The 23,805-nt window shown below is 72.3% G+C and carries 21 protein-coding genes; 7 read left to right on the top strand and 14 right to left on the bottom strand.

The window, feature by feature from the left end:
* Positions 1-49 precede the first annotated feature (49 nt).
* Together ACZ6S5_RS18250 and ACZ6S5_RS18245 are read right to left on the bottom strand one after the other, a co-directional pair.
* Complete coding sequence (locus tag ACZ6S5_RS18250; protein WP_466001796.1) at positions 50-604, bottom strand: hypothetical protein; 555 nt, start codon at positions 602-604, stop codon at positions 50-52.
* Positions 605-857: 253 nt separating this feature from the next.
* Positions 858-1,385 carry a GNAT family N-acetyltransferase gene (locus tag ACZ6S5_RS18245; RefSeq protein ID WP_466001794.1) on the bottom strand — a complete coding sequence of 176 codons (528 nt, stop codon included), beginning with the start codon at positions 1,383-1,385 and terminating at the stop codon, positions 858-860.
* A gap of 182 nt (positions 1,386-1,567) precedes the next feature.
* On the opposite strand from ACZ6S5_RS18245, the gene ACZ6S5_RS18240 reads away from it, so the two are divergent.
* A complete protein-coding gene (locus ACZ6S5_RS18240) occupies positions 1,568-1,927 on the top strand; it encodes a hypothetical protein (RefSeq protein WP_466001792.1) in 360 nt (119 codons plus the stop codon).
* 47 nt (positions 1,928-1,974) lie between these two features.
* Here ACZ6S5_RS18240 and ACZ6S5_RS18235 read toward each other — a convergent pair whose 3' ends face one another.
* The 7 genes from ACZ6S5_RS18235 to ACZ6S5_RS18205 all read right to left on the bottom strand — a co-directional run bounded on the left by ACZ6S5_RS18235 (position 1,975) and on the right by ACZ6S5_RS18205 (position 9,734).
* Positions 1,975-2,532, bottom strand: a complete 558-nt coding sequence (locus tag ACZ6S5_RS18235; protein WP_466001790.1) for a GNAT family N-acetyltransferase — start codon at positions 2,530-2,532, stop codon at positions 1,975-1,977.
* Between the two features lie 59 nt (positions 2,533-2,591).
* Positions 2,592-3,710, bottom strand: coding sequence for a DUF3103 family protein (locus tag ACZ6S5_RS18230; protein WP_466001788.1), 1,119 nt, complete (start codon positions 3,708-3,710; stop codon positions 2,592-2,594).
* Positions 3,711-3,891: 181 nt separating this feature from the next.
* Positions 3,892-5,526, bottom strand: a complete 1,635-nt coding sequence (locus ACZ6S5_RS18225) for an MFS transporter (RefSeq protein WP_466001786.1) — start codon at positions 5,524-5,526, stop codon at positions 3,892-3,894.
* The gene (locus ACZ6S5_RS18220; protein WP_466001784.1) at positions 5,520-6,215 is read right to left on the bottom strand and encodes an SDR family NAD(P)-dependent oxidoreductase; all 696 of its coding nucleotides are present in this window, start codon (positions 6,213-6,215) and stop codon (positions 5,520-5,522) included. The genes ACZ6S5_RS18225 and ACZ6S5_RS18220 overlap by 7 nt, the downstream gene beginning before the upstream one ends.
* A gap of 252 nt (positions 6,216-6,467) precedes the next feature.
* On the bottom strand, positions 6,468-7,691 hold the full coding sequence (locus ACZ6S5_RS18215) for a L,D-transpeptidase (protein WP_466001782.1): 1,224 nt from the start codon (positions 7,689-7,691) through the stop codon (positions 6,468-6,470).
* 40 nt (positions 7,692-7,731) lie between these two features.
* On the bottom strand, positions 7,732-8,943 hold the full coding sequence (locus tag ACZ6S5_RS18210) for a low temperature requirement protein A (protein WP_466001780.1): 1,212 nt from the start codon (positions 8,941-8,943) through the stop codon (positions 7,732-7,734).
* 260 nt (positions 8,944-9,203) lie between these two features.
* Positions 9,204-9,734 carry a P-loop NTPase family protein gene (locus tag ACZ6S5_RS18205; RefSeq protein ID WP_466001778.1) on the bottom strand — a complete coding sequence of 177 codons (531 nt, stop codon included), beginning with the start codon at positions 9,732-9,734 and terminating at the stop codon, positions 9,204-9,206.
* A gap of 87 nt (positions 9,735-9,821) precedes the next feature.
* On the opposite strand from ACZ6S5_RS18205, the gene ACZ6S5_RS18200 reads away from it, so the two are divergent.
* From ACZ6S5_RS18200 to ACZ6S5_RS18190, 3 genes are all read left to right on the top strand, one after another.
* Entirely contained in the window at positions 9,822-11,129 is a 1,308-nt protein-coding gene (locus ACZ6S5_RS18200) for an aminotransferase class V-fold PLP-dependent enzyme (protein ID WP_466001776.1), read from the top strand.
* A 63-nt stretch (positions 11,130-11,192) separates the two neighbouring features.
* Positions 11,193-12,104, top strand: coding sequence for a GNAT family N-acetyltransferase (locus ACZ6S5_RS18195; RefSeq protein ID WP_466001774.1), 912 nt, complete (start codon positions 11,193-11,195; stop codon positions 12,102-12,104).
* 105 nt (positions 12,105-12,209) lie between these two features.
* Complete coding sequence (locus ACZ6S5_RS18190; protein ID WP_466001905.1) at positions 12,210-13,037, top strand: DUF72 domain-containing protein; 828 nt, start codon at positions 12,210-12,212, stop codon at positions 13,035-13,037.
* A 61-nt stretch (positions 13,038-13,098) separates the two neighbouring features.
* Here the strand turns inward: ACZ6S5_RS18190 and ACZ6S5_RS18185 are convergent, their stop codons facing one another.
* The 4 genes from ACZ6S5_RS18185 to ACZ6S5_RS18170 are packed head-to-tail and all read right to left on the bottom strand — an operon-like array spanning position 13,099 to position 18,589.
* The gene (locus ACZ6S5_RS18185; RefSeq protein ID WP_466001772.1) at positions 13,099-15,423 is read right to left on the bottom strand and encodes a beta-xylosidase/alpha-l-arabinosidase; all 2,325 of its coding nucleotides are present in this window, start codon (positions 15,421-15,423) and stop codon (positions 13,099-13,101) included.
* A 39-nt stretch (positions 15,424-15,462) separates the two neighbouring features.
* Positions 15,463-16,329, bottom strand: a complete 867-nt coding sequence (locus ACZ6S5_RS18180) for a carbohydrate ABC transporter permease (RefSeq protein ID WP_466001903.1) — start codon at positions 16,327-16,329, stop codon at positions 15,463-15,465.
* On the bottom strand, positions 16,326-17,324 hold the full coding sequence (locus ACZ6S5_RS18175; protein ID WP_466001770.1) for a carbohydrate ABC transporter permease: 999 nt from the start codon (positions 17,322-17,324) through the stop codon (positions 16,326-16,328). Before ACZ6S5_RS18175 ends, ACZ6S5_RS18180 begins: the two co-directional genes overlap by 4 nt.
* On the bottom strand, positions 17,321-18,589 hold the full coding sequence (locus ACZ6S5_RS18170) for an extracellular solute-binding protein (protein WP_466001768.1): 1,269 nt from the start codon (positions 18,587-18,589) through the stop codon (positions 17,321-17,323). The genes ACZ6S5_RS18175 and ACZ6S5_RS18170 overlap by 4 nt, the downstream gene beginning before the upstream one ends.
* Positions 18,590-18,771: 182 nt before the next feature.
* On the opposite strand from ACZ6S5_RS18170, the gene ACZ6S5_RS18165 reads away from it, so the two are divergent.
* Positions 18,772-19,776, top strand: coding sequence for a LacI family DNA-binding transcriptional regulator (locus ACZ6S5_RS18165; RefSeq protein WP_466001766.1), 1,005 nt, complete (start codon positions 18,772-18,774; stop codon positions 19,774-19,776).
* Between the two features lie 21 nt (positions 19,777-19,797).
* On the opposite strand, the gene ACZ6S5_RS18160 is transcribed toward ACZ6S5_RS18165, so the two are convergent.
* On the bottom strand, positions 19,798-20,817 hold the full coding sequence (locus ACZ6S5_RS18160) for a LacI family DNA-binding transcriptional regulator (protein WP_466001764.1): 1,020 nt from the start codon (positions 20,815-20,817) through the stop codon (positions 19,798-19,800).
* A gap of 234 nt (positions 20,818-21,051) precedes the next feature.
* On the opposite strand from ACZ6S5_RS18160, the gene ACZ6S5_RS18155 reads away from it, so the two are divergent.
* Positions 21,052-22,677, top strand: a complete 1,626-nt coding sequence (locus tag ACZ6S5_RS18155) for a glycoside hydrolase family 43 protein (RefSeq protein WP_466001762.1) — start codon at positions 21,052-21,054, stop codon at positions 22,675-22,677.
* Positions 22,678-22,781: 104 nt separating this feature from the next.
* Positions 22,782-23,675, top strand: coding sequence for an endo-1,4-beta-xylanase (locus ACZ6S5_RS18150; protein WP_466001760.1), 894 nt, complete (start codon positions 22,782-22,784; stop codon positions 23,673-23,675).
* Positions 23,676-23,805 lie beyond the last annotated feature (130 nt).

Below are 23,805 nucleotides of genomic sequence, written 5' to 3'. Positions count from 1 at the left end.
ACTGTCGCACCCCGGCCGGCTGGCGAGGAAGCGGCGCCTCCCCGCACTCTCAGAGCACCGCGGTGATCAGATGCAGGAAGCCGAGACCGTCCGGCAGCAGCCGGATGATCCGGTCCCCGATCCACGCGTCGAAGATGACCAACGCGATGACCGCGTTCCGGAAGTTCCGCCGGTCCAGCACGTACAGGTTGCCGAGCGCGGTCCAGGTGCGGATGACGTAATACGGGGACGCCGCCACCAGGGCGGCCACGGTACCGACCATCGCCAGGTCGCTCGCCAGCGCGGTCAGTTTCAGCCCGGCCGGCAACTGGTCGGCCGAGACGAACGCCAGCAGCGTCCCGGCGAGCGCGCCGCCGGCGGTGAAGGCGCCCGACACGCGGTACACCGAGGTGGCGGCACGCCGCTCCCGCGCGCCCGCGTTCCGGGCCACGGCGGCGGCCTGCGCGGCGATGCACGCGTGCACGAAGGTGACCGCCGCGGTCAGGCCGGACCAGAGGAAGGCCGCCCGCGCCCAGCCCGGCGTGTCGTCCGCGGTCCAGACGTAGACCCAGCGGGCCGGCAGGCTGACGTCGGCGAGCAGCACGACGCCGACCACCAGCACCATCCAGGGCACGATCCGAGGGGCTACGGCTGAGGGGTCTCCGCTGGGTGGCGGCAGGTCCGGCCGGGGCTGGGCGGCCGGTTGCCGAGGCGGGGCCGACTTTCCCCGGCCCACTCGGTCCCGGGAGCCGTTGCGCCTGGCCTGCTTCGCGTTCGTCACCGGGCCATTCTGGCCGGCGCCTCCAGTCTGGAGGATCCCCGTGTCGACGGTCGGGACGGTCGACCGACCGAGCGGCGACGGCCCGGCGTGCGGGCCGTCAGCCGAGCTTCTTGATCAGCGTCTCGAACGCCAGGTCGGGCCGGCGCGGCAGGCCGAACCGCTCGTCGCCGTACGGGAACGGGGTCAGCTCGCCGGTACGGGTGTAGCCGCGCCGCAGGTACCAGGCGATCAGGTCCTCCCGTTGGGTGATGACCGTCATCCGCATCTCGCCGGCGCCCCACTCCTGCAGGGCGAACCGCTCGGCCTCCGCGAGCAGGTGCCGCCCGAGCCCGTCGCCCTGACGCCGTGGGGAGACCGCGAACATGCCGAAGTAGGCGTGGTCGTCGTGGCGCTCCAGTTGGCAGCAGGCGACGATGTCCGTCCCGTCCTCGACGACCAGCACCGTCCCGTCCGGGTTCGTCACCGCGGCGGTCACCATGTCCGCGTCGGCGCGCTGGCCGTCGAGCAGGTCCGCCTCGTGGGTCCAGCCGGCCCGGCTGCGGTCTCCCCGGTACGCCGACTCGACGAGATCGGCGAGGGCGTCGACGTCGGCGGCGCGGGCGGTGCGGGATCCAGGGCTGGTCATCGGCGGGGCTCCAGGGTCGCGGAAGGTCGCCGACCAGGGTACGCACCACGTCGACCGCCGCCCGGGGAACCCGGCCACCCCGTGAAACTTTTCGCCAATGTGCTTTCTGATATTGAAGCTGGTTTTCTCGGCGGGCTACCCTGCGAGGGACGATCCACGATCCACTATGGAGGTGCCGGACCATGCGCAAGCTGATGTCAGCGGTCGGAGCGGGCGCGTTGCTGACGGCCGGGCTGTTCGTCGGCGCCGCGCCGGCGCAGGCGGCGACCTGCACCCTGGTGCAGTCCGAGATCTACAACGGGGCCAACATCATCGCCTGGTCGCGCGGCCTGGAGGGCTGCGCCGGCGACGTCTACTGGGAGATCCAGTCCGGCGACAGCGGCAGCTGGCAGGTCGCGGAAAGCGGCACCACGTACTACGACAACCAGGTCACGAGCTACTACGGCGATATCGAGCTGCCCTGCTACCTGCGGCTCTACGCGAAGTTCGGCAGCCAGGAGAAGCTAACCCAGCCGGCGCGCAACTACAACTGCGCGGGCTGAGGCGCCACGCCGGGCGGGGCGGGGGAACCGCCCTGCCTGGCGTGGCCTCACGCGGTCCGGGGCCGCCACTCGTGCGCCAGGACGGCGAAGACGAGCTGGTCGGCCCACTCCCCCCGGAACAGGTAGCTCTGGACGTGGTGCGCCTCCTGGCGCATGCCGAGCCGGGTCATCAGGCGGGCGGACGCCTCGTTCCGGGCGTGGCACCGGGCGTAGACCCGGTGCAGCCCGAACTCGCCGAACCCCCAGTCCAGCAGCGCCGTGGCGGCTTCGGTGGCCAGCCCCCGGCCGCCGTGGTCGGGATGGAAGACGTACCCGAGTTCCGCCGTGCGGTCGGCCTGGCTGCGCCAGACCAGCTCCACGGTCCCGACCACCCCGGCGTCGGTGGCCACGGCCAGGGTCAGGCAGTCGCCCTCCGCGCGCAGCGCGTCCTCGCCGGCCATGGCGGCCACCGACGCCCGCGACTGCTCGCGGTCACGCGGCTCGGCGAGCATCCAGCGGACGACGTCGGGTCGCCGCTGGTACGCGTACACGTCGTCGAGGTCGTCCAGGGTGACCGGGCGCAGGGTGAGCCGCGCGGTGCGGATCGGGTACGTCGGCCGGAACATCAGGCGATCGTAGGGGTGTGTGGTCGCCCCGGCCCGCGCCGGGGCGACCACGCGGGGGTTCAGAGCTGCTGCACCCAGTACGGGACGACGTCCATCCAGCCGTTGGCGGCGGCGCCGTTGAGCCGGCCGGAGCTACCGGTGCTCAGCGTGTACCAGGAGTCGACGTAGTCCGGGTCGTCGGTCCACCAGCTGGCGGGCATCGCGTCGATGATCGCGTTGACCAGCGGGGTGTACGTGCCGTAGTCGACGACGGTCAGCAGCGCGGTGATCAGCGCCTTGGCCAGGTCGCGGTAGTTGGTGTCGCCGTCGTCCTCCCACATCACCACGTCGGCGAGGTTGTACTTGTAGTTGTTGAAGTGGACCAGCAACTGGTTCGGGTAGTAGGTCGTGCCGTCGTTGTCGAGGTAGGGCATCTCCACGACGGTGACCGTGGCCTTGCCGTCGAGCCCGAAGCCGCCGACGACGTTGAAGATCTCGGCGCTGCCCTTGACCCACGGCTCCTTGTCGTCGTTGAGCCGGATGGCGTTGACCTTGGTCGCCCAGTAGCCGGACTGCGTGGTCAGCGTGGAGGTGGCTCCGGTGAGGCCCTGCGCGGCGAGTTCCTGGCGGACCTGAGCCAGGCCCCGTGCCATCGCCTTCGTCACGTCGACCTCGACCACCAGCACCGGCCGGTCGGGCAGTCGGACCGGATCCAGCAGGACCTGCCCCCCGGCGGGCTCGTAGCCGACCACGCCGGTCGGCGCGTCGTCGGTCGACGCCGCCGCGACCAGCGGGATCGCGTCCCGGGTCAGCATCGCCGCCATGTCCCGGTGCCCGAGCCGCAGTTGCAGCACGGAGCCGGTGGCCGCCGGCAGGCCCTTCGCCGCCAGCACGGCCTGGTTGACCGTACGGGTGGCCCGGTCGGCGCGCGCGTCGAGCCGGGCCGTCATCAGGTCCACCGGTCCGGCGGTGACCGCCGGGACGACCCGGTTGCGGACGGCGGGGTCGGCGAGCGCGGTGGCCACCTCGCGGGCGAGCCGGTCGGTGGCCGAGTGGACGGGTGCAACGGTGGACGGCGCCGGGGCGGTCGGCCGGGCGCCGTCCGGACGGGCCAGGGCCGGTGTCGCCGTCGCGGCGATCAGGGTGGTCGCCGCCAGGCCCAGGGACGATACGACGAGCCGGAGGGAACGTGGACGCATTCGGACTCCTCTGCAGTCGCGGCGCCGGCTCGTGACCGCGCCGCCGGCTTTGCCGAATGATCCCATCCGGACATAGGTTCATGTCAATGGGTGTGAGGTGGTCGGCCTTGAGAGCTCGCCGGGACGTGGCGGAGCCACCGGGCTCACCTGGCCGCCGGCCCCGGTGGCTGGGCCGCTTCGGTCAGGCCGCCTGCCGGCCGACGTCGACCGTCCACTCGGCCGCGGCCGGCAGCAGGTGCCGCACCTCCGGTGCGCCGTCGGCAAGATCCCGCGCCCGATACTCGGCCCGCTCGTCCGCCTCGGTCAACCGGCCGCCGTGCTGGCGCAGGTGCTCGTCCCACGACGGCACCAGGTAGACCTCGGTGAACTGGTCCGGCGTCTCACCCGCCCGGAACAGCCCCCACCGCATCGCCCCGGTACGCTGCCGCGACCCCCGGACGTGCTCCATCGCGTCGAGGAACTCGGCCTCCCGTTCGGGCCGGATCGTGTAGGTGACGGTCACCAGCACCGGCCCGACCCGGGGATCCGGTTGCAGTGCCAGGGTGAGCGGCGGCCGGTAGGCGGCCGGGTCCCGGGTCACCCCGCGCAGGTCGGGCAGCGGCCAGATCTGCGAGGTCACCGCGCCGACCAGCATCAGGGCGGCCGCCACACCGAAGGCAATGACCAGGCCGCCGATGTCGGCCACCAGACCCCAGATCAGCGCGCCGACCGCCTGCCCGCCACCCTGGACCACCTGGTAGACGGCCAGCCCGCGGGCGCGTACCCAGCCGGGCAGGAAGAGCTGGATCTCGGCGTTGACGTTGGCGAGCACGGTCACCCAGGCTAGCCCGGCCGGCAGCAGGGCGATCAGCACCACCGGGACGATCCGGACCGAGGCCACCACAATCAGCGTCCCCCCGTACAGGGCACCGGCCACCAGCAGGAACTGGTTGGCGGTCAGCCGGGTGCGGATCCACGGCAACAGCAGGCCGCCCAGGATGGCGCCCACCCCGAGTGCCGCCAGCAGCAGGCCGTACCCGCTGGAGTCCAGGCCCAGCCGGCGGCTCGCCACCAGCGGCAGCAGCGCCCACAGCGCGCTGGCCGGGATGACGAAGACCAGCGCGCGGCGTAGCAGCCGGCGCACGGTCGGCGAGTGCCGCACGTACCGGCCGCCGGCGCGCAGCGCCGCGGTGAACCGCTCGGGCACCTCCACCGCGCGAGCGTCGCCGGGTCGCCACCGGAACAGCGCCAGCGCGTAGACCACGAACGCGACCGCGTTGAGGCCGAACACCGGCGCCACGCCCACCTTCGCGATGAGCACACCCGCGGTGGCCGGCCCGACGGCCCGGGCCACGTTGACGCTGATCGAGCCGAGCGCGGAGGCCGCCCGTAGCTGTTCGCGCGGCACCAGCTCGGGGATCACCGCCGCCCAGGCCGGCAGGGTGAGCGCCTGACCGACGCCGAAGGCGAAGGTGAGAGTGAGCAGCAGGGCCGGCGGCATCCGGCCGGTCGCGGTGAGCAGCGTCAGCGCCGCGGCCACCGCGACCAGGAACAGCTGTACGGAGATGAGCAGGTGCCGACGGTCGAAGGTGTCCGCGAGCGCGCCGGCCGGCAGGGCCAGCAGCAGCATCGGCAGCAGGCTGGCGGTCTGCACCAGGGCGACCAGGGTGGACGCGTTCGCCTGGTGCACCAGCAGCCACTGGGCGCCGACGGTCTGCATCCAGGTGCCGATGTTCGCGGCCAGCAGGGCCAGCCACAGGCTGCGGTAGACCGCGGTGCGCAGCGGCGACCACGCCGAGACGGACGGCTCGGCGGTGGCGTCGGTGGCGCTTACCACCGCCCGTCCGCGCGCAGCACGAGCTCGCCGGAGACGTACAGGTCGTCGGGGGCGAGCCGGAGCAGGCGTACGACCTCGGTGGCGACCTGGTCGGGCAGGGCGTAGACCTCGTCGAGGAACTGGTCGCCGACCCGCTCCTGCAACCGGGTCGGCATCGGCCCCGGCAGCACCTGCATCACCTTGACCCGGTTGCTGTGCTGCGCCTCGGCCAGCGACTCGACGAGGCTGCTGCCGTAACTCTTGGTGGCCCGGTAGACGGGGATGCCGGGGCGTGGCTGGGTCACCGCGATCGCACCGACGTACACCACGTTGCCGAAGCCCTGCCGGTGCAGGTGGTCCAGGGCCACCTTGAGCACGTACGTGGTGCCGAGCGCGTTGACCTCGATCGCCCGGCGGATGCGTTCCGGGGGCAGTTCGGCCAGGTCTCCGCCGGCCCACACGGAGGCGCAGTCGGCCACCCCGTCGATGGTGCCGTACCGGTCCGCGGCCTCGGCGAAGGCGTCCCGTACCTGCTGGTAGGAGGAGATGTCGCAGAGGATCGCACCGCAGCCGAGCTCCTCGGCCGTCGCGTCGACCTCGTCGGCCACGTCGCCGAGCACGACCACCTGGTGCTCGTCGACGAGCAGCCGGGCGACCGCGAGACCGAGACCGCTGGTTCCGCCGACCACGATGAACGTCCTGGCGCTCATGCCTCCCCCAACGCCGTGGCGCACGAGCGGTTCGCGGGCGCCGCGGGGTGCCTTCCCGCTGGCGTCGGTTCCACACCCGGGCGGTCGCGGACGTACCGGTTGCCCGGTCCTGGTCGCGGCGGCGGCTCGGGCGGCGGCCGCCCGCCCTTCGCGTCGTCCGTGTGTCGGCTGGGGAAGGAGGTGACGGTGTTCCGGCCGGAACGGGCCGGGGCCGCCGTCATCCGATGGCGACCCCGGCCGGTGACCCGGAGGTCACCACTTGTCCCAGGGGATGGTCCAGTCGCCCACACCGTCGGTGAGCGTCATCCGCCGCGGGGTGTTGCGCACGTCGACCACGTCGCCGAGCCGGAACGTGTCGTAGAACCAGCGGGCGTTGTCCGGACCGACGTTGATGCAGCCGTGCGAGGTGTTCTGGCTGCCCTGCACGCCGATGTTCCAGTCGGCCATGTGCACGAACTCGCCCGAGTAGGAGATCCGCAGGCAGAGCTTGATGACCTCGTCGTAGTAGTTGGGGTCCTTCGGATCGGTGACCCCGTAGCTGGCCGAGGTCATCCGGTGCGAGGGTTCCCGGGTCATCACCACGTGCGGGCCGGATCGGGTCCAGTAGCTGATCTCCTCCCCGTTCGCCCCGATCGCGGTGCCGCCCTTGCCCATGCTGATCGGGATGTCCCGCACCATCTTCCCGTCGATCCAGACCTTCATGCGGTGGGTGCTGGCGTCGGCGATGGCGATGCGGGACGGGCCGATGGTGAAGCTCGTGCTGGCATTGGTCCCGCCGTAGACGCCCTTGCCGAGGTCCTTGCCGAACAGGTTGATCTTGACGGAGACCTTCGTGCCCGGCGTCCAGTACTTCGCCGGCCGCCAGTGCGCGTTCTGGCCGTCGATCCAGCGCCACCGCCCCTCGACCGCCGGCGTGGTCTCCACCAGCATCGACTTCTCCGCCTCGGCGCGGTTCTTCACCGATCGGCTGAAGTTGACCATGATCGGCAGGCCGACCCCGTACGTGCCGCCGTCCTGCAGGGCGGCCAGCTTGTTCGCTTGGAACACGACGGAGGCGACCCCCGACGGTTTGAGGGTGCGGAAGGTGCTCTTGTGCTGGGTCACCGTGCCGGCGGCGTCGGCCGCCGACACGCTGACCGTGTACGTCTTGTTGTAGGCCAGCTTGCCGGTCGACCGCCAGGTGAGGCCGTCGTCGTCCAGCTTCCCGGCGATGGTCTTGCTACCGGCGGTCACCGTGACGTCCTTGAGGCTGCCGGCCTCGACCGCCACCACGACCTGGTCCAGCGGCGACACCTTGGTGGCATCGGCGGCCGGCGTGACGGTCACCCGTACCTCGCCCGCGGCGGGACTGCTCTCGCCGGCCTGACCGGGCTGCGACCAGGTGGCGGCGGACGAGCCACCCCTGGTGCATCCTGCGGTCACCAGGCCGGCTGTGACACCCACACCGGTGGCGATCAACTTTCGACGACTGATCATCGCGTTCCTCTCCGAGCGGAGAGTACTTGCCGGCGGCGCGTCAGGGGAGCCCGGTGCCGCCTCCGTCACGTCGATCGGATATTCGACTCCCACCCGTCACCGGCGCCCGGCCGCCCCGGCGCAATGCGACGAGCCGTTCGGCGAGCACCCCGGCGAGCAGGAGGGCGGCGAGCACGCCGAGCGCCGCGGCCGGCGCCAGCACCCGGCCCAGCGGCAGCAGGAGCAGCGCGACCACGGCGACGGCCAGCTGGTCCGGCCGGACCGGCTGTCCGGTGAACCGGCGGAAGAGCAGCCGGCCGGCCAGGTAGAGCGCGGCCCCGCCGAACAGGGCGACGGCGGCCGACCAGCTCAGCCTCGGCTCACCGGGCCGGTCGCCGAGGTGCGCCTCGGCCACGTGCGCGAGCACCTGCTCGACGCCGACCGCGAGGTAGATGACCCCGGTGATCAGCAACAGGTGGGTCTGGCTGTAGGCGTCCGCGGCCACCCGGTCGCGCCGCTCCCCCGCCGCCCCGGCCAGCGCACGGGCGCCGGTGGGCGCCGCGTGCACGAAGTAGAGCCACCACAGGCAGGCGGTCGCCGCCAGGCCGACCAGCGCCATGCCGAGGACCGGGGGCGCGGTGACCGCCGACGCCGCGCCCACCCCGGCGGCGCTCAACGACTCACCGAGCGCGATGATCAGCACCAGCCCGTGCCGTTCGACGAAGTGGCTCGCGCTGTGCAGCGGCCAGGCGCCACGCCACGCGTACGACAGGCGCTGGCCGCCGATCTCGATGACGAACGCCACCACCCAGAGCACGGCGTGCGCCGCCCCGCCCAGCAACGCGCCGAGCAACAGCGGCACCCAGCCGACGGCGCTGACCGCCCCGAAGAACCGGATCCGGGCCCGCAGTCCGGGCACGCCCGCCCCCGCCCAGTGGTACAGGACCAGATGGACCACGCGCAGCAGCACGTACGCCGATGCGACGAGCAGCGGCCCGTCCAGGCCCGGCCCGGACGTCCAGGCCTGGGGCATGGCCAGCGCCGCGACGAGGAGCGCCGCCATGGCCACCAGGAAACCCGCGCGGACCAGGCCCACGTCGGCCCGCGTCTGGTTGCCCAGCCAGGCGTACGACGACCACGCGAACCAGAGCAGCACCAGCAGGAGCAGCCCCTGCGCCATGGACGCCGGGGTCGGCTCGCGCCCGATCAGGGCCATGATCCGGGTCAGCGCGAACACGAAGACCACGTCGAAGAAGATCTCGAACGGGGTCACCGTACGGTCCCGGGGCGCCGGCTGCGGCGGTCGCGGCCAGGCCGGACGCCACCCCGCGCTGTCGCGCCCCATCCCGCCGTCCCTTCCCGTCGCCCGGCCGATCGTCCCTGCCGACCGACGTTAGGTCCCTCGGCGCGGGACGACGCGTGGATTCACCGAACGGACGGGGTGGCCGGGCGTCAGACGGCGCTCCCCGCAGACGGAGTCGACCCTGGACGCCGAGGTGGTCATCACCGTCCGATGACGGCGTGAGCCGCCCCTCAGCGCCGCGGCAGGCCGGCCAGCCACTCCTCCAGGGCCGCCGGGGACCGGAACAGCAGTACCGCTGGCCCGGACGGGTCGGCCTGCCAGGCCCGCATGCGGCGGCGGGCCCGGCCGAACGCGGCGACGTGCCACACCAGGATCGATTCCCCGGAGAAGACGCTGCCCAACGACTCGCGGTTGCCGTTGCAGATCTCCTCCCCCGTCACCAGCCGGCGCAGGGTCCTGCGCAGCAACCGCCCGAACGAACGCCAGCGCGGGTAGTCCAGGCCAACCACCAGGTCGGCGCGGCCGAGCGGGACGTCCCGCCATCCGTGATACGCCCCGTCGAGGATCCAGCGGTCCCGCCGGCAGATCTCCTCGATCCGGCTGCGCTGCCGGGCGACCGGCACCTCGACCCAGCCGGGCTGCCAGAGCAGGTCGTCGACCGAGTACCAGGGCAGCCGGAGCCGCTCGGCCAGACGCGCGGCGAGGGTGGACTTGCCGGCGCCGTACACCCCGTAGACCAGGATGCGGGTCGGTGCGCTCACCCGCGGCAGCGTACGCGGCAGACGCGAGCCGCAGGCCCCGGCGCCACGGTGACCGGGACGTGACGTTCACCGTGGACGATGGATGCCATGCAGTTCACCCGACGGAGTCTGCTCGGCGTGACCGCGGCGGCCGGCGTCACCGGTCTGGCCGCCGGCTGCGAACCGGACCCGCCGCCGGCCGCGACCCCGAGCGCCGGCGCACCCGCCTTCGACCCGACGAGTTGGGCGAGCGTGCGGGCCCAGTTCGCCCTCGACCGCAGCCGGGCGCACCTGGCCACCTTCGTCTTCGCGGCGCACCCCGCCCCGGTCCGGGCCGCCGTCGCCGCGTACCGGGACGGCCTCGACCGGGACGCGCTGGGCTACCTGGGCGCCAACGAGGAACAGCTCGACCAGGGCGTGCTCGCGGCGGCCGCCGACCACCTCGACACCCGCCCCGAGCAGATCGCGCTGACCGACTCGACCACGATGGGCCTCGGCCTGCTCTACACCTCGGTACGGCTGGCTCCCGGCGACGAGGTGCTGACCACCGAGCACGACTTTTACGCCACCCACGAGTCGTTGCGGCTGCGGGCCGAGCGGGACGGGGTGCGGGTCCGCCGGGTGCGCCTTTACCGGGACCCGGCGGTGACCTCGGTCGACGAGATCGCCGCCAGCCTCGCCGCGGCGGTCACCACGCGTACCCGGGTCGTCGCGCTGACCTGGGTGCACTCCAGCACCGGGGTGAGGCTGCCGATCCGGCAGCTCGCCGAGGTGGTCCGGGCGCGCAGCCCGGAGGCGCTGGTCTGCGTCGACGGGGTGCACGGCTTCGGCGCCGAGGCGGTGACCCCGGCCCAGCTCGGCTGCGACGTCCTGGTCTCCGGCTGCCACAAGTGGCTGCTCGGGCCGCGGGGCACCGGACTGGTCTGGGGCAGCGCGCGGGCGTGGGACCGGATGACCCCGGTGATCCCCTCCTTCGACCGGCGCAGCATCGGCGCGTGGCTGTACGGCGGCACGGGCCCGCGGCCGCCGTCCGGCGGCCCGGCGCACACGCCGGGCGGCTACCACTCCTTCGAGCACCGGTGGGCGCTGGCCGCGGCGTTCGAGTTCCACCGCCAGATCGGTCGGGAGCGGGTCGCCGCGCGGACCCGGGAACTGGCCGACCGGCTCAAGGACGGCCTGGCCGGCATCCGCGGGGTACGGCTGGTCACCCCGCGCTCGGCCGACCTCTCCGCCGGCATCGCCTGCTGTGACGTGGCCAACGTGCCGGTGGGTGAGGCGGTGGGCCGCCTCGCCGCCGCCGGCGTGATCGCCAGCAGCACCCCGTACAACCGGTCGTACCTGCGGTTCGGCGCGACCATCGCGAACAGCGAGGACGAGGTCGACGCGGCGGTGCGGGCGGTACGCGGGCTGCGCTGAGCGCCGGCCGGCGGCGGCGGAATCCCGGTGCGGTGTGCCGTCCGGCCCGGTTAGCGTCCGCTGATGAGCGCGCACCCGACGACCCGCCCCCGTCTGCAGTTCCTCCGTGATGCCGGCGAGTTCCTCGCCGCGGCCGGCGACCATCTGGCCGCCGACCCGGTGGTCAGCACGGTGGTGACCACCGTCGCGCACCGACTGTCGGCCCACCGGGCCGACGGACTCGTGCCGCCGGCGCGGGACTGGTGGCTGGTGGTCCGGGGCACCGCCGGCGCGATCGTCGGCGTCGGCATGCGCGCGGCGCCGTTCGCGCCGTACCCGCCGTTCCTGCTGCCGATGCCGGACGCGGCGGCGATGGCGCTGGCCGCCACGTTGCACGAGCGCGGCGAGGAGGTGCTCGCGGTCAACGGCGCCCTTCCCGCCGCCGAGCTGTGCGCCGCCGAGCTGGCCCGGCTCGGCGGCGGCCGGGTCGAGGTCGGCCAGCACACCCGGTTGCACGAGCTGGGCGAGCTGGTCCCGCCGGCGCCCGTGCCCGGGCACCTGACGGTCGCCACCGAGGACGACCTGGAGCTGGCGACGGAGTGGTTCGCCGCGTTCATGGGCGACGCCGACGAGCAGGCGGGACGTCCGCGCGGCGCCAGCGCGCACGAGGTGCCCGACCGGGCGGACATACTGCGCCGGATCCGGGGCGGGCGGGTGTGGTTCTGGGTCGACGAGGCCGGGCGACGGGTGCACCTCACCGCCGCCAACCCGCCGGCGTTCGGGGTGGCCCGGGTGGGTCCGGTGTACACGCCGCCGGCCGAGCGCGGGCGTGGCTGGGCCAGCAACGCGGTCGCCGAGGTGTCCCGGCGGATCCTGGCCGAGGGCGCCCGGGCCTGCCTCTTCACCGACCAGGCCAACCCGACCTCGAACAAGATCTACGCCGCGCTCGGCTACCGGCCGGTGGTCGACATGGCCAACCTCGTGATCGTCCGCTGAGCCGCCCCGGCGACGCCGCCGCATCGTCCGGGCGGATACCGTACCCGCGGCCGGGTCGCCGGGTGGACGAGGGAGGGTCGGATGCGCCTGCACGTGGGATGCGCGATGTGGACGCACCGGTCCTGGCAGGGACGCTTCCTGGCACACCCGCTGCGGGCCGACGAGCGACTGCGGGCGTACGCCGGCTGGTGCAATGCGGTCGAGGGCAACACCACCTTCTACGCGACGCCGTCGCGGGAGACGGTGGCGTCGTGGGCGCGGCAGACCGCCCCGGACTTCCGGTTCGTACTCAAGCTGCCGAAGGTCGTCACGCACGAACGCCGGCTCACCGGCGCCGACGAGCAGTTGCGCGGCTTCCTGGACGCGATCGAGCCGCTCGGCCGGCGCGCCCACGCCCTGTGGGTCCAGTTGCCGGCTTCGTTCGGCCCCGCCGACGTGCCCGCGCTCGCCCGTTTCCTGCGCGGGCTGCCCGCCGCGCACCGGTACGCCGTGGAGGTCCGCCACCCGGCGTTCTTCGACGACCCGCGGGCGGTCCGGACGCTGGAGGAGGCGCTCGCCACGGTCGGCGCGGAGTGGGTGCCCTTCGACACCACCGCCTTCTTCCGTACCCCGCCGACCAGCGACGCGGAGCGGGACGCGTGGCTGAAGAAGCCGCGTACGCCGTTGCGCACCCGCGCGCTGACCGACCGGCCGATCCTTCGGTACCTCGGCCGCGACGACCCGGCGCGGACGGTGGCGGGGTGGCAGCCGTGGCTCGACGTGGTGACCGGCTGGCTGCGGGAGGGCCGGTCGCCGACGGTGTTCGTGCACACGCCGGACAACGCCGACGCGCCGGAGCTCGCCCGCCGGTTCCACGACCAGGTCCGGGCGCGGCTGCTCGGGGTCGCGCCGCTGCCCGAGCCGGCGCCGGTCGGGCCGTCAACGCTGTTCTGACTGTCGACCGGCCGGGTCGCTCCGCGGATGATGGTTGCTGGTCGGCCGCAGCGGAGCGACCTCACCTGATCTCGGCGGTCGTCCAGCGCGGGGAGGCGTTGGTGACCGGAACGGTGTCACCGACCAGTGTGGTCAGCGCCTGCGTGTCCCGCCGCGCGCTCGTGCCGACCCAGAGTTCGACGTCACCGGGTTCCACGACCCGGGTGAGCGTGCGGTCGGAGAAGGCCAGGCGGGTGGTGGGGACGGTCAGCTCGACCGTGACGGACCGGCCGGGCTCCAGGTGGACCCTCCGGTATCCGAGCAGCTGCGCCACCGGCCGGGTCACCGAGGCCACCAGGTCGCGGCCGTAGAGCTGGATCACGTCGTCGCCGGCGATCGCGCCGGTGTTCGTCACCCGCACCGTCACCTGCAGCGGCCCGTCGGTCGGCACCGTGGCGGGCGCGGTGAGGCCGGCGTGCGCGAACGTCGTGTAGGACAGGCCGTGGCCGAACGGTGCCACGGGCGCCGCCGGCAGGTTGGTCACCTCGCTGCCCTCACCGAGCGTGGGATGCAGGTACGAGTACGGCTGCGCCCCGGCCGACCCGGGTAGGCTGACCGGCAGCCGGCCGGACGGGTTGACCCGCCCGGAGAGCACGCCCGCGATCGCCGCGGCGCCTTCCTCACCGGGAAAGAACGCCTGTACCACCGCCGCGCAGCGCGGCAGCGCCCAGCCGATCGCGTACGGCCGGCCCGTGACCAGCACGAGGACGACCGGCGTGCCGGTCGCCAGGACCGCCTCGACGAGCTCGCGCTGGACCCCGGGCAGCTCCAGGTCGTCCCGGTCGCAGCCTTCGCCGACGGTGCCGCGTCCGAAGAGGCCGGCGTGGTCACCGACGACCAGTACGGCGACCTCCGCGGCGGCTGCCGCGGCGACGGCCTCGGCGAAACCGGACCGGTCGTCGCTGTCCACGTCGCAGCCGCGCGCCCGGGTGACGAGGTCGGCGCCGAGCTCGACGCGCATCGCGTCGAGCACCGTCGGCACCTCGATACCCGTCTCCACGCCGGGATGCTGGACGAGTACGTGGTTGAGGAACGAGTAGCACCCGAAGAGCGCGCCCTGCCGGTCCGCGTTCGGGCCGATGACCGCCACCCGCCGGCCCGCGGGCAGGGGAAGGACGTCCCGGTTGGCGACCAGGACGACCGACTCCTCGGCGAGGCGGCGGGCGATCGACCGGTGCTCCGGCGAGTCGAGGTCGGCCGCCTGGGGCGGCTCGTCCGTGAAGGTCGCGTCGAGCAGCCCGAGGTCCCGCTTCTGGCGCAGCACCCGCAGCACCGCCCGGTCGAGGAGCGCCTCGTCGAGCGTGCCGGCCGCCACCGTCTCCCGCAGGGTCAGGTAGGCGTCGCCCGTCGGCAGCTCGATGTCGACCCCGGCGGTCAGCGCCTGCGCGGCCGCCTCCGCGTGGTCGCCCGCCACGTGGTGCAGCAGGTTGAGGAACGCGACCGCGTAGTAGTCGGCCACCACCGTGCCGTCGAAGCCCCACCTGTCCCGCAGGACGCCGGTCAGCATCGTCGGGTCGGCGGCGACGGGCACGCCGTCGATCTCCGCGTAGGAGTGCATGACGCTGCGCGCGTCGCCGTCGAGGATCGCCATCTCGAACGGGAGGAGCAGCACGTCGGCGAGTTCGCGGGGGCCGGCGTGCACCGGGGCGAAGTTGCGCCCGGCGCGCGAGGCGGAGTAGCCGGCGAAGTGCTTCACAGTGGCGTGCACCCCCTGCGACTGCAGGCCACGCACGTACGCCGTGCCGATGGTGCCGACCAGGTACGGGTCCTCGGCGATGCACTCGTCGACCCGGCCCCAGCGCGGGTCCCGGATCACGTCGAGCACCGGCGCGAGCCCCTGGTGGACGCCCAGGTCCCGCATCGAGGCCCCGATCGCCGCAGCCATCTCGGTGACCAGTTCGGGATCGAACGCGGCACCCCAGGCCAGCGGCGTGGGGAAGGTCGCCGCCTTCCACGCCGAGAGCCCGGTGAGGCACTCCTCGTGGACGATCGCCGGTATGCCCAGCCGGGTGCCCGTCACCAGGTCCCGCTGGAACTTCCACAGCCAGGCCGCGCGGGCCGCGGCGTCGACCGGGCGGGTGCCGTAGGCCCGGGTGAGATGGCCCAGTCCGTGCCGGGCGAAGTCCTCGAGCTTGACGGTGTCGCCGAACTCGCCCTGCAGGGGTGCGACCGCCTCGCCGTCCTCCTTTTCCCAGAAGCCGACGAGCTGCGCGATCTTCTCCTCGATCGTCATCCGGCCGAGCAGCTCACGTACGCGTGCCTCGCCGGCCTGCCCGTCCGTCCGGTCGTGGTCCGGACCTGCCTGGGCCGGTGCCGGCCCGTCCACCACCGCGTGGACCTCTGTCATGTTGTGCCTTTCCATTGGTTGTGCTCGTACCGCTGCCGCTCAGCCCTTGACCGCACCCTGCAGGCCACCGACGATCTGCTTCTCGGCGAGCGTGAAGAAGAACAGCGCCGGCAGCGTCGCCAGCGACGTGAAGGCGAGGACGCCGGCGGTGTCGGTGGAGAACTGGCTCGAGAAGTTCTGCACGCCCAGCGGCAGGGTGTGCAGGCTGACGTCGCCGAGGACGAGCAGCGGCAGGAGGAACGCGTTCCAACTGGCCACGAAAGCCAGGACACCGACGGTGACGAGCGCGGGCCGCGACAGCGGCAGCGCGATTCGCCAGAGGAAGCCGAGCCGACTCGCGCCGTCGATCGCCGCCGCGTCCTCCAACTCGCGGGGGATGGCGGACAGGAAGGGCCGCAGGATCACGATCGTCAGCGGCAACTGGAAGGCGACCTGCGGGAGGATCACCGCATAGTAGGAATTGATCAGATCCAGGTCACGCAGCATGAGGTAGAGCGGCAGGATCGCCGCCCCGGCCGGGAAGAGCAGGCCGAGGGTGAAGAAGGTGTAGAGCGCCTCACGCCCCCGGAAGGCGTACCGGGCGAGCACGAACGCGGCGGCCATGCCGAGCACCACGACGCCGAGCGTGGTACCGAGGGCGATCACTCCGCTGTTGAACGCCTGCTGCCAGAAGTTGCTCTTCGTCAGCACCCGGGCGTAGTTGTCGAAGACCCACGGGTCGGGCAGGCCGGCCGGGTCGGCGACGATCTGCGGGGTGGTGCGGAAACCGCCGACGACCACGTAGAGGATCGGGGCGATCGACACGGCCGCGACCGCGAGCGCCAGCGCGTACGTGAGCGGCGTGCTCCACTGCACCGGCCGGCGCTCGGCGGACCGGGTAAGGACGGAGTTCGTGGCCACAGTCAGTTCGCCTTTCTGGTGATGGCGCCCTCGATGTCCCGGCGGAGGAGGAAGCGCTGGAACAGCAGCGCCGCGACGAACGAGATGACGAAGAGGATCACGGCCACCGCGTTGCCGTAGCCCCACAGCCGGGCGAAGAAGCCGTTGTCCACCATGTACGTCGCCATGGTGTCCGACGCCCCGAGGGACCGCACCGCGGGCACCGAGGTCACCCAGATCACGTCGAAGACCTGCAGCGAACCGATCATCGACAGGAACATCCAGATCCGGATCGTCGGGCCGAGCAGCGGGAGCGTGACGTGGCGTTGGGTCTGCCACCAGCTCGCGCCGTCGATCGCCGCGGCCTCGGTCAGTTCGTCCGGCACGTTCGACAGGCCGGCGAGCAGGAGGATGATGGCGAAGCCGACGTACTTCCAGGTGAGGACGAACAGCATCGTCCAGATGACGATGTCGAGGTCGGCGAGCCACGCCTGCACCAGGCCGCCCAGTCCGAGTGACCGCATCAGGGCGTCGACCGTGCCGCCGTCGGTCAGGATCAGCTTCCACATGATGCCGACGGTGACCTCGGCGAGCACGTACGGCACGAACACCAGCAGGCGGAACACGGCGCGCCCGCGGAAGCGACGGTTGAGCAGCAGGGCGATGCCCAGGGCGAGAGGTCCCTGGATCAGCAGCGACCCGAAGACGATGATCGCGTTGTTGCGCAGCGCGTCGACGAAGATCGGGTCCTGGAAGGCGAGGACATAGTTCTTGAAGCCCACGTACTCGGTGGGTGGTCCGACCCCACGCCACCGGAACAGGCTGTAGTAGACCGCGAAGCCCATCGGCACCAGCACGAACATCACGTAGATCACGAGCGCCGGTGTCGTGAGCCCGATGATCTCGTACCACTTACGGCGGGTTTCGGCCCGGCGGGACGATGTGCGCCCGGCGGGCCGGAGGCCCGCCGGCGGCGCGGAGACGCCGCCGGCGGGGAACCGGGTCTCGTCGGTGGAGGTCACTTGCTTGCGGCTGCCTTCATCCCCGAGACGACCTTCTCCGGCGTCCCGTTACCCGAGAAGATGGCGACGATCCCGTCGTTCATCGCGGTGCCGACGGTGCTGCCGTAGGCCGTGTCCAGCCAGAGCTGGACGTAGCTCGCCTCGGCGGTGGCCTGCAGGATGGATTTCAGGGCGGGGTCCTGGATGCCGGCCTCCGCACCCTTGGTCACGGGCAGGCCCTGGCCGGTCGCGGCGTAGCCCTTCTGCACCTCGGGGCTCGCGATGTACTTGAGGAACTCGACGCACTCGGCCGGGGCGTTCTTGGCGCAGGCGAACCCGTCGCCGCCGCCGAGGGCCGCCTTGGGGTCACCGGCGGAACCGGAGACCGCCGGCACCGGGAACCAGCCGAGGAACTTGGCGAGCTTGGCCTTGTCCGTGGCGACGTTGTCCAGCGTGCCCCGGTTCCAGTCGCCCATCAGCTCCATCGCGGCCTTGCCGTTGGCGAGCAGGCCGTTGGCGCTGGTCGGGTCGTTCTGGCCCGGCGTGGCGATGAAGTTGTTCTGGAACGGCTTGGTGTCGATGAACGCCTTCAGGTCCTGGCCGGCCTTCACGAAGCACGGATCGTCGAAGGCCTTGTCGGTGGACGCCTTCTTCAGAGTGTCGACCGAGCAGTCGCGCAGCGCGAAGTTGTACCACCAGTGCGCGGCGGGCCACTTGTCACCGGCACCCACGGCGATCGGGGTGACGTTGATGGCCTTGAGCTTCGTGACCGCGGCGTTGAGCTCTTCGAAGGTGGCCGGTGGAGCCGTGATGCCCGCCTTCGCGAACATGTCCTTGTTGTACCAGATGCCCTCGATGCCCATCCGGAACGGCAGGCCGTACTGCTTGCCGTCCACCTGCCAGATCTCGGCCGCGCTGCCGATGTTGGCGACCTCGGTCTTGACCTGGTCGGTGATGTCCTTGAGGTAGTCGGCCTCGACCTGCTCGCGCAGCTCGCCGCCACCCCACGACATGAAGACGTCCGGCGGGTCGTTGCTCAGCAGCGCGGCGGGGATCCGGGTGCGCTGCAGCTGGTTGGTCTCGATCGCCTCGATCTCGATCTTGACGGTCGGGTGCAGCGCGGAGAAGTCCTTGGCGACCTTCTCCCAGTAGGTCTTGCCGGGCCCGTCCTGCGGCGCGTTGTGCCACCAGGTCAGGGTCACCGGGTTCTTGTAGAGCTCGCTCGTGGTGGAGGCTTCGTCGTCGCCGCCGCTGTTGCACCCGGCGACAACGAGAGTGCTTGTCATAAGCAGTGCCAGGACGGCACCTGCACGGCGCTTCGTCGCCATCGATGTCTCCTCGACTAGTCAGTCGCGGTACTCGGCCTGCGGGGGAGTTTTACAGCCGTGTAACTTGATGTCAATCGGTATCGATAACGTTTTCGAGTCGCCGATGACGGGGCCGCCGCGGCGGCTCTATCATCGTCGGCGTGGTGTTCCCGGAGCGCGTCAAGATGTCGGACGTGGCACGTACCGCCGGCGTCTCGGTGGCAACTGTATCGAAGGTTGTCAATGGGCGGTACGGCGTGGCACAGGCGACCGTGGAGCGCGTTCAGCAGGTGATCCACGAGCTCGGCTACGAGGCCAGCCTGGGGGCGCAGAGCCTGCGCAGCCACCGCACGAACGTGCTGGGCATCCTGGTCGCCGAGTTCGAGCCGTTCTCGACCGAGCTGCTCAAGGGGGCGTCCCGGGAGGTCGCCGGCAGCGGCTACCAACTGCTGGCCTACTCGAGCGGCGACGGCGAGGGTGCGGCCATCGGCTGGGAACGGCGCTCGCTGGCCCGCCTGTCCGGCACCCTCATCGACGGGGCCGTGATCGTCACGCCGACCGTGGTCGAGACCAAACACGGCTTCCACGTCGTGGCCGTCGACCCGCACACGGGCCCGTCCGGCCTGCCCACCGTCGACTCGGACAACTTCGCCGGCGCCGTACTCGCGACCAACTACCTGCTGTCCCTCGGTCACCGCCGCATCGGGCACATCAGCGGACGCGCCGACCTCGAGTCGGCCCGCCTGCGCGAGGCCGGCTTCCGCAAGGCCATGGCCGACGCCGGCGTGCCGGTGGACGAACGGCTCGTACGCGTCGGCGGGTTCCGGATCGAGAGCGCCGCCGGCACGGCCGCGGAACTGCTCGCGCTCCCCGACCGGCCCACCGCGATCTTCGCGGGCAACGACCTCTCGGCGATCTCCACGATGGACGTCGCCCGGAGCATGGGCCTCACGGTGCCCGACGACCTGTCGGTGATCGGCTTCGACAACGTCCCGGAGTCGGCGCTGGTCAACCCGCCGCTGACGACGATCATGCAGCCGCTGCAGCGCATGGGTGCCGAGGCGCTGCGCCTGCTCATCGACCTGATCGGCGGCGTCGAACGCGATACGCACATCCGGCTGCCCACGGAGCTGGTCATCCGGTCGTCCTGCCGCCCCTACCGCTGAGGCCGCAGCGCCTCGCCGTGGTCAGGCAACCAGGGGACCGGCGCTGTCGCGCACGACGAGTTCGGTGGCGAGCTCCACCCGGGGGCTCTCGATCCGCTCCCCCTGAGCCAGGCGCAGGACCGTGCGGGCGGCGAGCATGCCCATCTCGGCCAAGGGCTGCCGGACGGTGGTCAGCGGCGGGGAGCACCACCGGACCTCGGGGAGGTCGTCGAAGCCGACGACGCTGACGTCGTCCGGCACCCGCAGGCCGCGTCGTCGTACGGCCTCGTAGACGCCGAGGGCCATCTGGTCGCTGGAGGCGAAGATGGCGGTGGGCGGGTCGGCCAGGCCCAGCAGCCGGTTGCCGCCGGCGAACCCGGCCTCGTGATAGAAGTTGCCCGAACAGACCAGCTTGTCGTCGACGCCGAGACCGGCGGCCTCCAGCGCCGCCCGGTAGCCGTCGAGGCGCGCACGGCTGCACATCAGCTGGGGCGGCCCGGCGATGAAGCCGATCCGCCGGTGGCCGAGACCGAGCAGGTACTCGGTGGCGCGCAGGCTGCCCACCCAGTTGGTGACACCGATTGTGGGCGCCTCCTGCGGCGGCACCCCGGCCGGGTCGACGATGACGACGGGGATGTTGAGCCGGCGCAGCTCGGCCTGCAACGGCGGCTCCAGGGTGGAGGTCACGAAGATGACCCCCTCGGTGGAGCGGATGCGCATGTTGTGCAGCCACTGCTTGGCCGACGAGCTGCGCCGGTGGATCGCGGACACCACGGTGCCGACGCCGGCCCCGTGCGCGACGTCCTCGACCCCACGGATGATCTCCACCGCCCACGGGCTGTCCAGGTCGTTGAAGACCAGGTCGACCAGACCGGAGCTGGCCCGCATCCGCGGCGGGCGGCGGCGGTAACCATGCCGGGCGAGCAGTTCCTCGACCCGTTCCCGGGTCTGCGGCGAGACGTCGGAGCGGCCGTTGATGACCCGCGAGACGGTCGGCACCGAGACGCCGGCCAGGCGTGCAATCGCCGCGATGGTGACTTTCCGGGAATCGTCTGAGGTCACGGGCCGCCCCTTCGACATCGCTTGAGCCGACGACGGCCGCGAGAACTGGTCCCGGAACTTCCATCGAAGTGCCGACATATTTCGGGGTGATGGCGGGTACGTTACGGCGCGCTCCGGTCAGGGTCAAGGCTCTGTCGTCCGTCGCCGCATGCCGATACGGTGGGCGGGATTCCTGAAACTTCCGGCGTGGACGTTCCGGAAATTCGGCGCCGAAGCGACCCCGAGGAGCCGTACATGTCGACCGAGATCGCAGACGTGACCACGACCGCCCGGTCGATCCGCAACCCCGTCCTCACCGGGTTCCACCCCGATCCCTCGATCCTGCGCGTGGGTGACGACTACTACCTGGCCACCTCGACCTTCGAGTGGTACCCGGGGGTCCGCGTGCACCATTCCCGCGACCTCGTGCACTGGCGCGCGCTCGGCGGGATCATCACCGACCGCCGGCTGCTGGACCTGCGCGGCTGCGGCGACTCCAACGGCGTGTGGGCGCCCGACCTGACGTACCACGACGGCCTCTTCCACCTGGTCTACAGTGACGTCGCCAGCTTCGCCAGCGGCTACTGGGACCCGCAGAACTACCTGGTCACCGCCCCGGACATCGGCGGGCCGTGGTCGGATCCGGTGAAGCTGCACGCGCACGGCTTCGACGCCTCGCTCTTCCACGACGCCGACGGCAGCACCTGGCTGCTGAGCATGAGCGCGGACTGGCGGCCGGGGCGGGACCGCTTCGCCGGCATCGAGATCCAGCGCTACGACCGTGAGCGGCGGCGGCTGGTCGGCGAGGCCCGGATCATCTTCCAGGGCACGGCGGCCGGCCTGACCGAGGGGCCGCACCTGTACCGGCGGGACGGCTGGTACTGGCTCGTCACGGCCGAGGGCGGCACCAGCTGGGAGCACCAGGTCACGGTCGCCCGCTCCCGGCACCTGCTCGGACCGTACCTGGCCGACCCCACCGGTCCGCTGCTCACCTCCGCGGGCCGCCCCGACCTGCGGTTGCAGAAGGCCGGCCACGGCTGCCTGGTGGAAACGCAGCGCGGCGACTGGTACCTGGCCCACCTGGTGGCACGCCCGTACTCGCCCCGGGGCAGGTGCGTGCTCGGCCGGGAGACCGCGATACAGCGGGTCGACTGGCCCGCCGGGGGGTGGCCGCGGATCCCGGGCGGGGTGCCGGCCGACGCCATCCCCGCGCCGGACCTGCCCGCGCATCCCTGGCCGGACGTGCCGGCGACCGACCACTTCGACGCGCCCGCCCTGGCCGCCTGCTGGTCGACGCTGCGCCGGCCGGCGAGCCCGGACTGGCTCGACCTCCGGGCGCGCCCGTCGCACCTGCGGATCCACGGTGGGCAGTCGCCCGTCGGCAGGCAGACCCCGAGCCTGGTCGGCCGGCGGGTGGGCGCCGAGCGGTGCGAGCTGGAGACCGTGGTCGAGTTCGATCCCGTCGACCACCGGCACCTGGCCGGCCTGACCGCCTACTACAACACCCTCAACTGGCACTACCTCTACCTGACCCGGGCCGACGACGGCCGGGTGGTGCTGGAGCTGCTCAGCTGCGACCAGGGCCGGCGGACCGCCCATCCGGACCTCACCGTCGACGTCGGTGACGCGGTCCGGGTCGGGCTGCGCGCGCGGCTCGACGGCCCGGTGGCGCGCTTCGGGTACGACCTGGGCGCCGGCTGGCGGGAGCTGCCGGTGGACCTGGACGCGACGATCCTCTCCGACGAGCACGCCGCGCTCATCATCGACGGCGAACCGGCGGCCTGGGGCTTCACCGGCGCCTTCCTCGGCCTGTGGGTGCAGGACCTCGGCGGCGACGGCGGGTACGCCGACTTCGACCGGGCCACCTACCGGGAGGACTGACCGCGCCGTCGGCGGTTGACGGGCGACATCGACCTCCGTAATCTTTCGGGCTACTTGCGGAAGAACCTTCGGAAGTTCCGGAAGCCACACGGCCGGCCGGGTGCGTGCCCGGTCTCGTCTTCGCCCGCCAGCACCACCAGCGCGTCCGCGGGCACGTGCTGGTCTGGCAGAACCAACTGCCGGCCTGGCTGACCAGCGGGGTCGCCGACGGCTCGATCAGCACCACGGAGCTGCGCCAGATCCTGCGCGACCACATCACCGCCGTGGTCACCCACTTCAAGGGCAGGATCTGGCAGTGGGACGTGGTCAACGAGGCGGTCAGCGACCCGTGGGACACCCCGTCCACGCTGCACTACAAGGGATTCTGGGCCCAGCACCTCGGGCCGGGCTACGTCGCCGACGCGTTCCGCTGGGCACGCGCCGCCGATCCGGCCGCCCTGCTGTTCTACAACGACTACAACATCGAGGCCTTCGGCTCCGGCGACCCGGCGAACGACAAGACGCAGTTCGTCTACGAGATGGCCCGTGACCTGCGGGTCCAGGGCGTGCCGATCGACGGGATCGGCAGCCAGGGCCACCTGGGCACCCAGTACGGCAACTACGACACCTTCCAGGTCGCCGCGGCGCTGAAGAAGTTCGCGGGGCTGGGGCTGGCGACCGCGTTCACCGAGGTCGACGTGCGCAGCCAGCTCACCGAGGGCGTCCGGGCCGGCGACTCCGCCGAAATCAACCCGAGGCTGCAGGCGTCGGCGGCGAACTTCACCGTGCTGCTGCGGGCCTGCCTGGCCGAGCCGCACTGCCTGTCGTTCACGCTCTGGGGCTTCACCGACAGGCACTCCTGGGTGCCGGGCTGGTTCAAGAACCCGCCCGAGGGACTGGCCACCGTGTACGACGAGAACTACCAGCCCAAGCGGGCGTACCAGGAGTTGAAGGCCGACCTGATCTACTCCGGGCCGCCGTTCGTGCTGCCACGCGTGCCGCAGCAGCCGCGCCGGTAGGCGCCCCTGGCCGACGGCGACGGGGGGGGGGGGGGGGGGGGGGGGGGGGGGGGGGGGGTGTTGGGGGGGGGGGGGGGGGGGGGGGGGGGGGGGGGGGGGGGGGAAAAGAAAAAAACCCGCAAAGGAGGCC

Source organism: Micromonospora sp. NPDC051924 (assembly GCF_055586005.1).
Note: the sequence above shows the minus strand (reverse complement) of the source record. Positions and strands in the feature narration are given on the sequence as shown.

Excerpts from the sequence above, each read along its gene's own strand:
- ACZ6S5_RS18250 (WP_466001796.1), bottom strand. The coding sequence starts at position 604 with ATGGTGCTGGTGGTCGGCGTCGTGCTGCTCGCCGACGTCAGCCTGCCG.
- ACZ6S5_RS18245 (WP_466001794.1), bottom strand. The coding sequence starts at position 1,385 with ATGACCAGCCCTGGATCCCGCACCGCCCGCGCCGCCGACGTCGACGCC.
- ACZ6S5_RS18240 (WP_466001792.1), top strand. The coding sequence starts at position 1,568 with ATGCGCAAGCTGATGTCAGCGGTCGGAGCGGGCGCGTTGCTGACGGCC.
- ACZ6S5_RS18235 (WP_466001790.1), bottom strand. The coding sequence starts at position 2,532 with ATGTTCCGGCCGACGTACCCGATCCGCACCGCGCGGCTCACCCTGCGC.
- ACZ6S5_RS18230 (WP_466001788.1), bottom strand. The coding sequence starts at position 3,710 with ATGCGTCCACGTTCCCTCCGGCTCGTCGTATCGTCCCTGGGCCTGGCG.
- ACZ6S5_RS18220 (WP_466001784.1), bottom strand. The coding sequence starts at position 6,215 with ATGAGCGCCAGGACGTTCATCGTGGTCGGCGGAACCAGCGGTCTCGGT.
- ACZ6S5_RS18215 (WP_466001782.1), bottom strand. The coding sequence starts at position 7,691 with ATGATCAGTCGTCGAAAGTTGATCGCCACCGGTGTGGGTGTCACAGCC.
- ACZ6S5_RS18200 (WP_466001776.1), top strand. The coding sequence starts at position 9,822 with ATGCAGTTCACCCGACGGAGTCTGCTCGGCGTGACCGCGGCGGCCGGC.
- ACZ6S5_RS18195 (WP_466001774.1), top strand. The coding sequence starts at position 11,193 with ATGAGCGCGCACCCGACGACCCGCCCCCGTCTGCAGTTCCTCCGTGAT.
- ACZ6S5_RS18190 (WP_466001905.1), top strand. The coding sequence starts at position 12,210 with ATGTGGACGCACCGGTCCTGGCAGGGACGCTTCCTGGCACACCCGCTG.
- ACZ6S5_RS18185 (WP_466001772.1), bottom strand. The coding sequence starts at position 15,423 with ATGACAGAGGTCCACGCGGTGGTGGACGGGCCGGCACCGGCCCAGGCA.
- ACZ6S5_RS18170 (WP_466001768.1), bottom strand. The coding sequence starts at position 18,589 with ATGACAAGCACTCTCGTTGTCGCCGGGTGCAACAGCGGCGGCGACGAC.
- ACZ6S5_RS18155 (WP_466001762.1), top strand. The coding sequence starts at position 21,052 with ATGTCGACCGAGATCGCAGACGTGACCACGACCGCCCGGTCGATCCGC.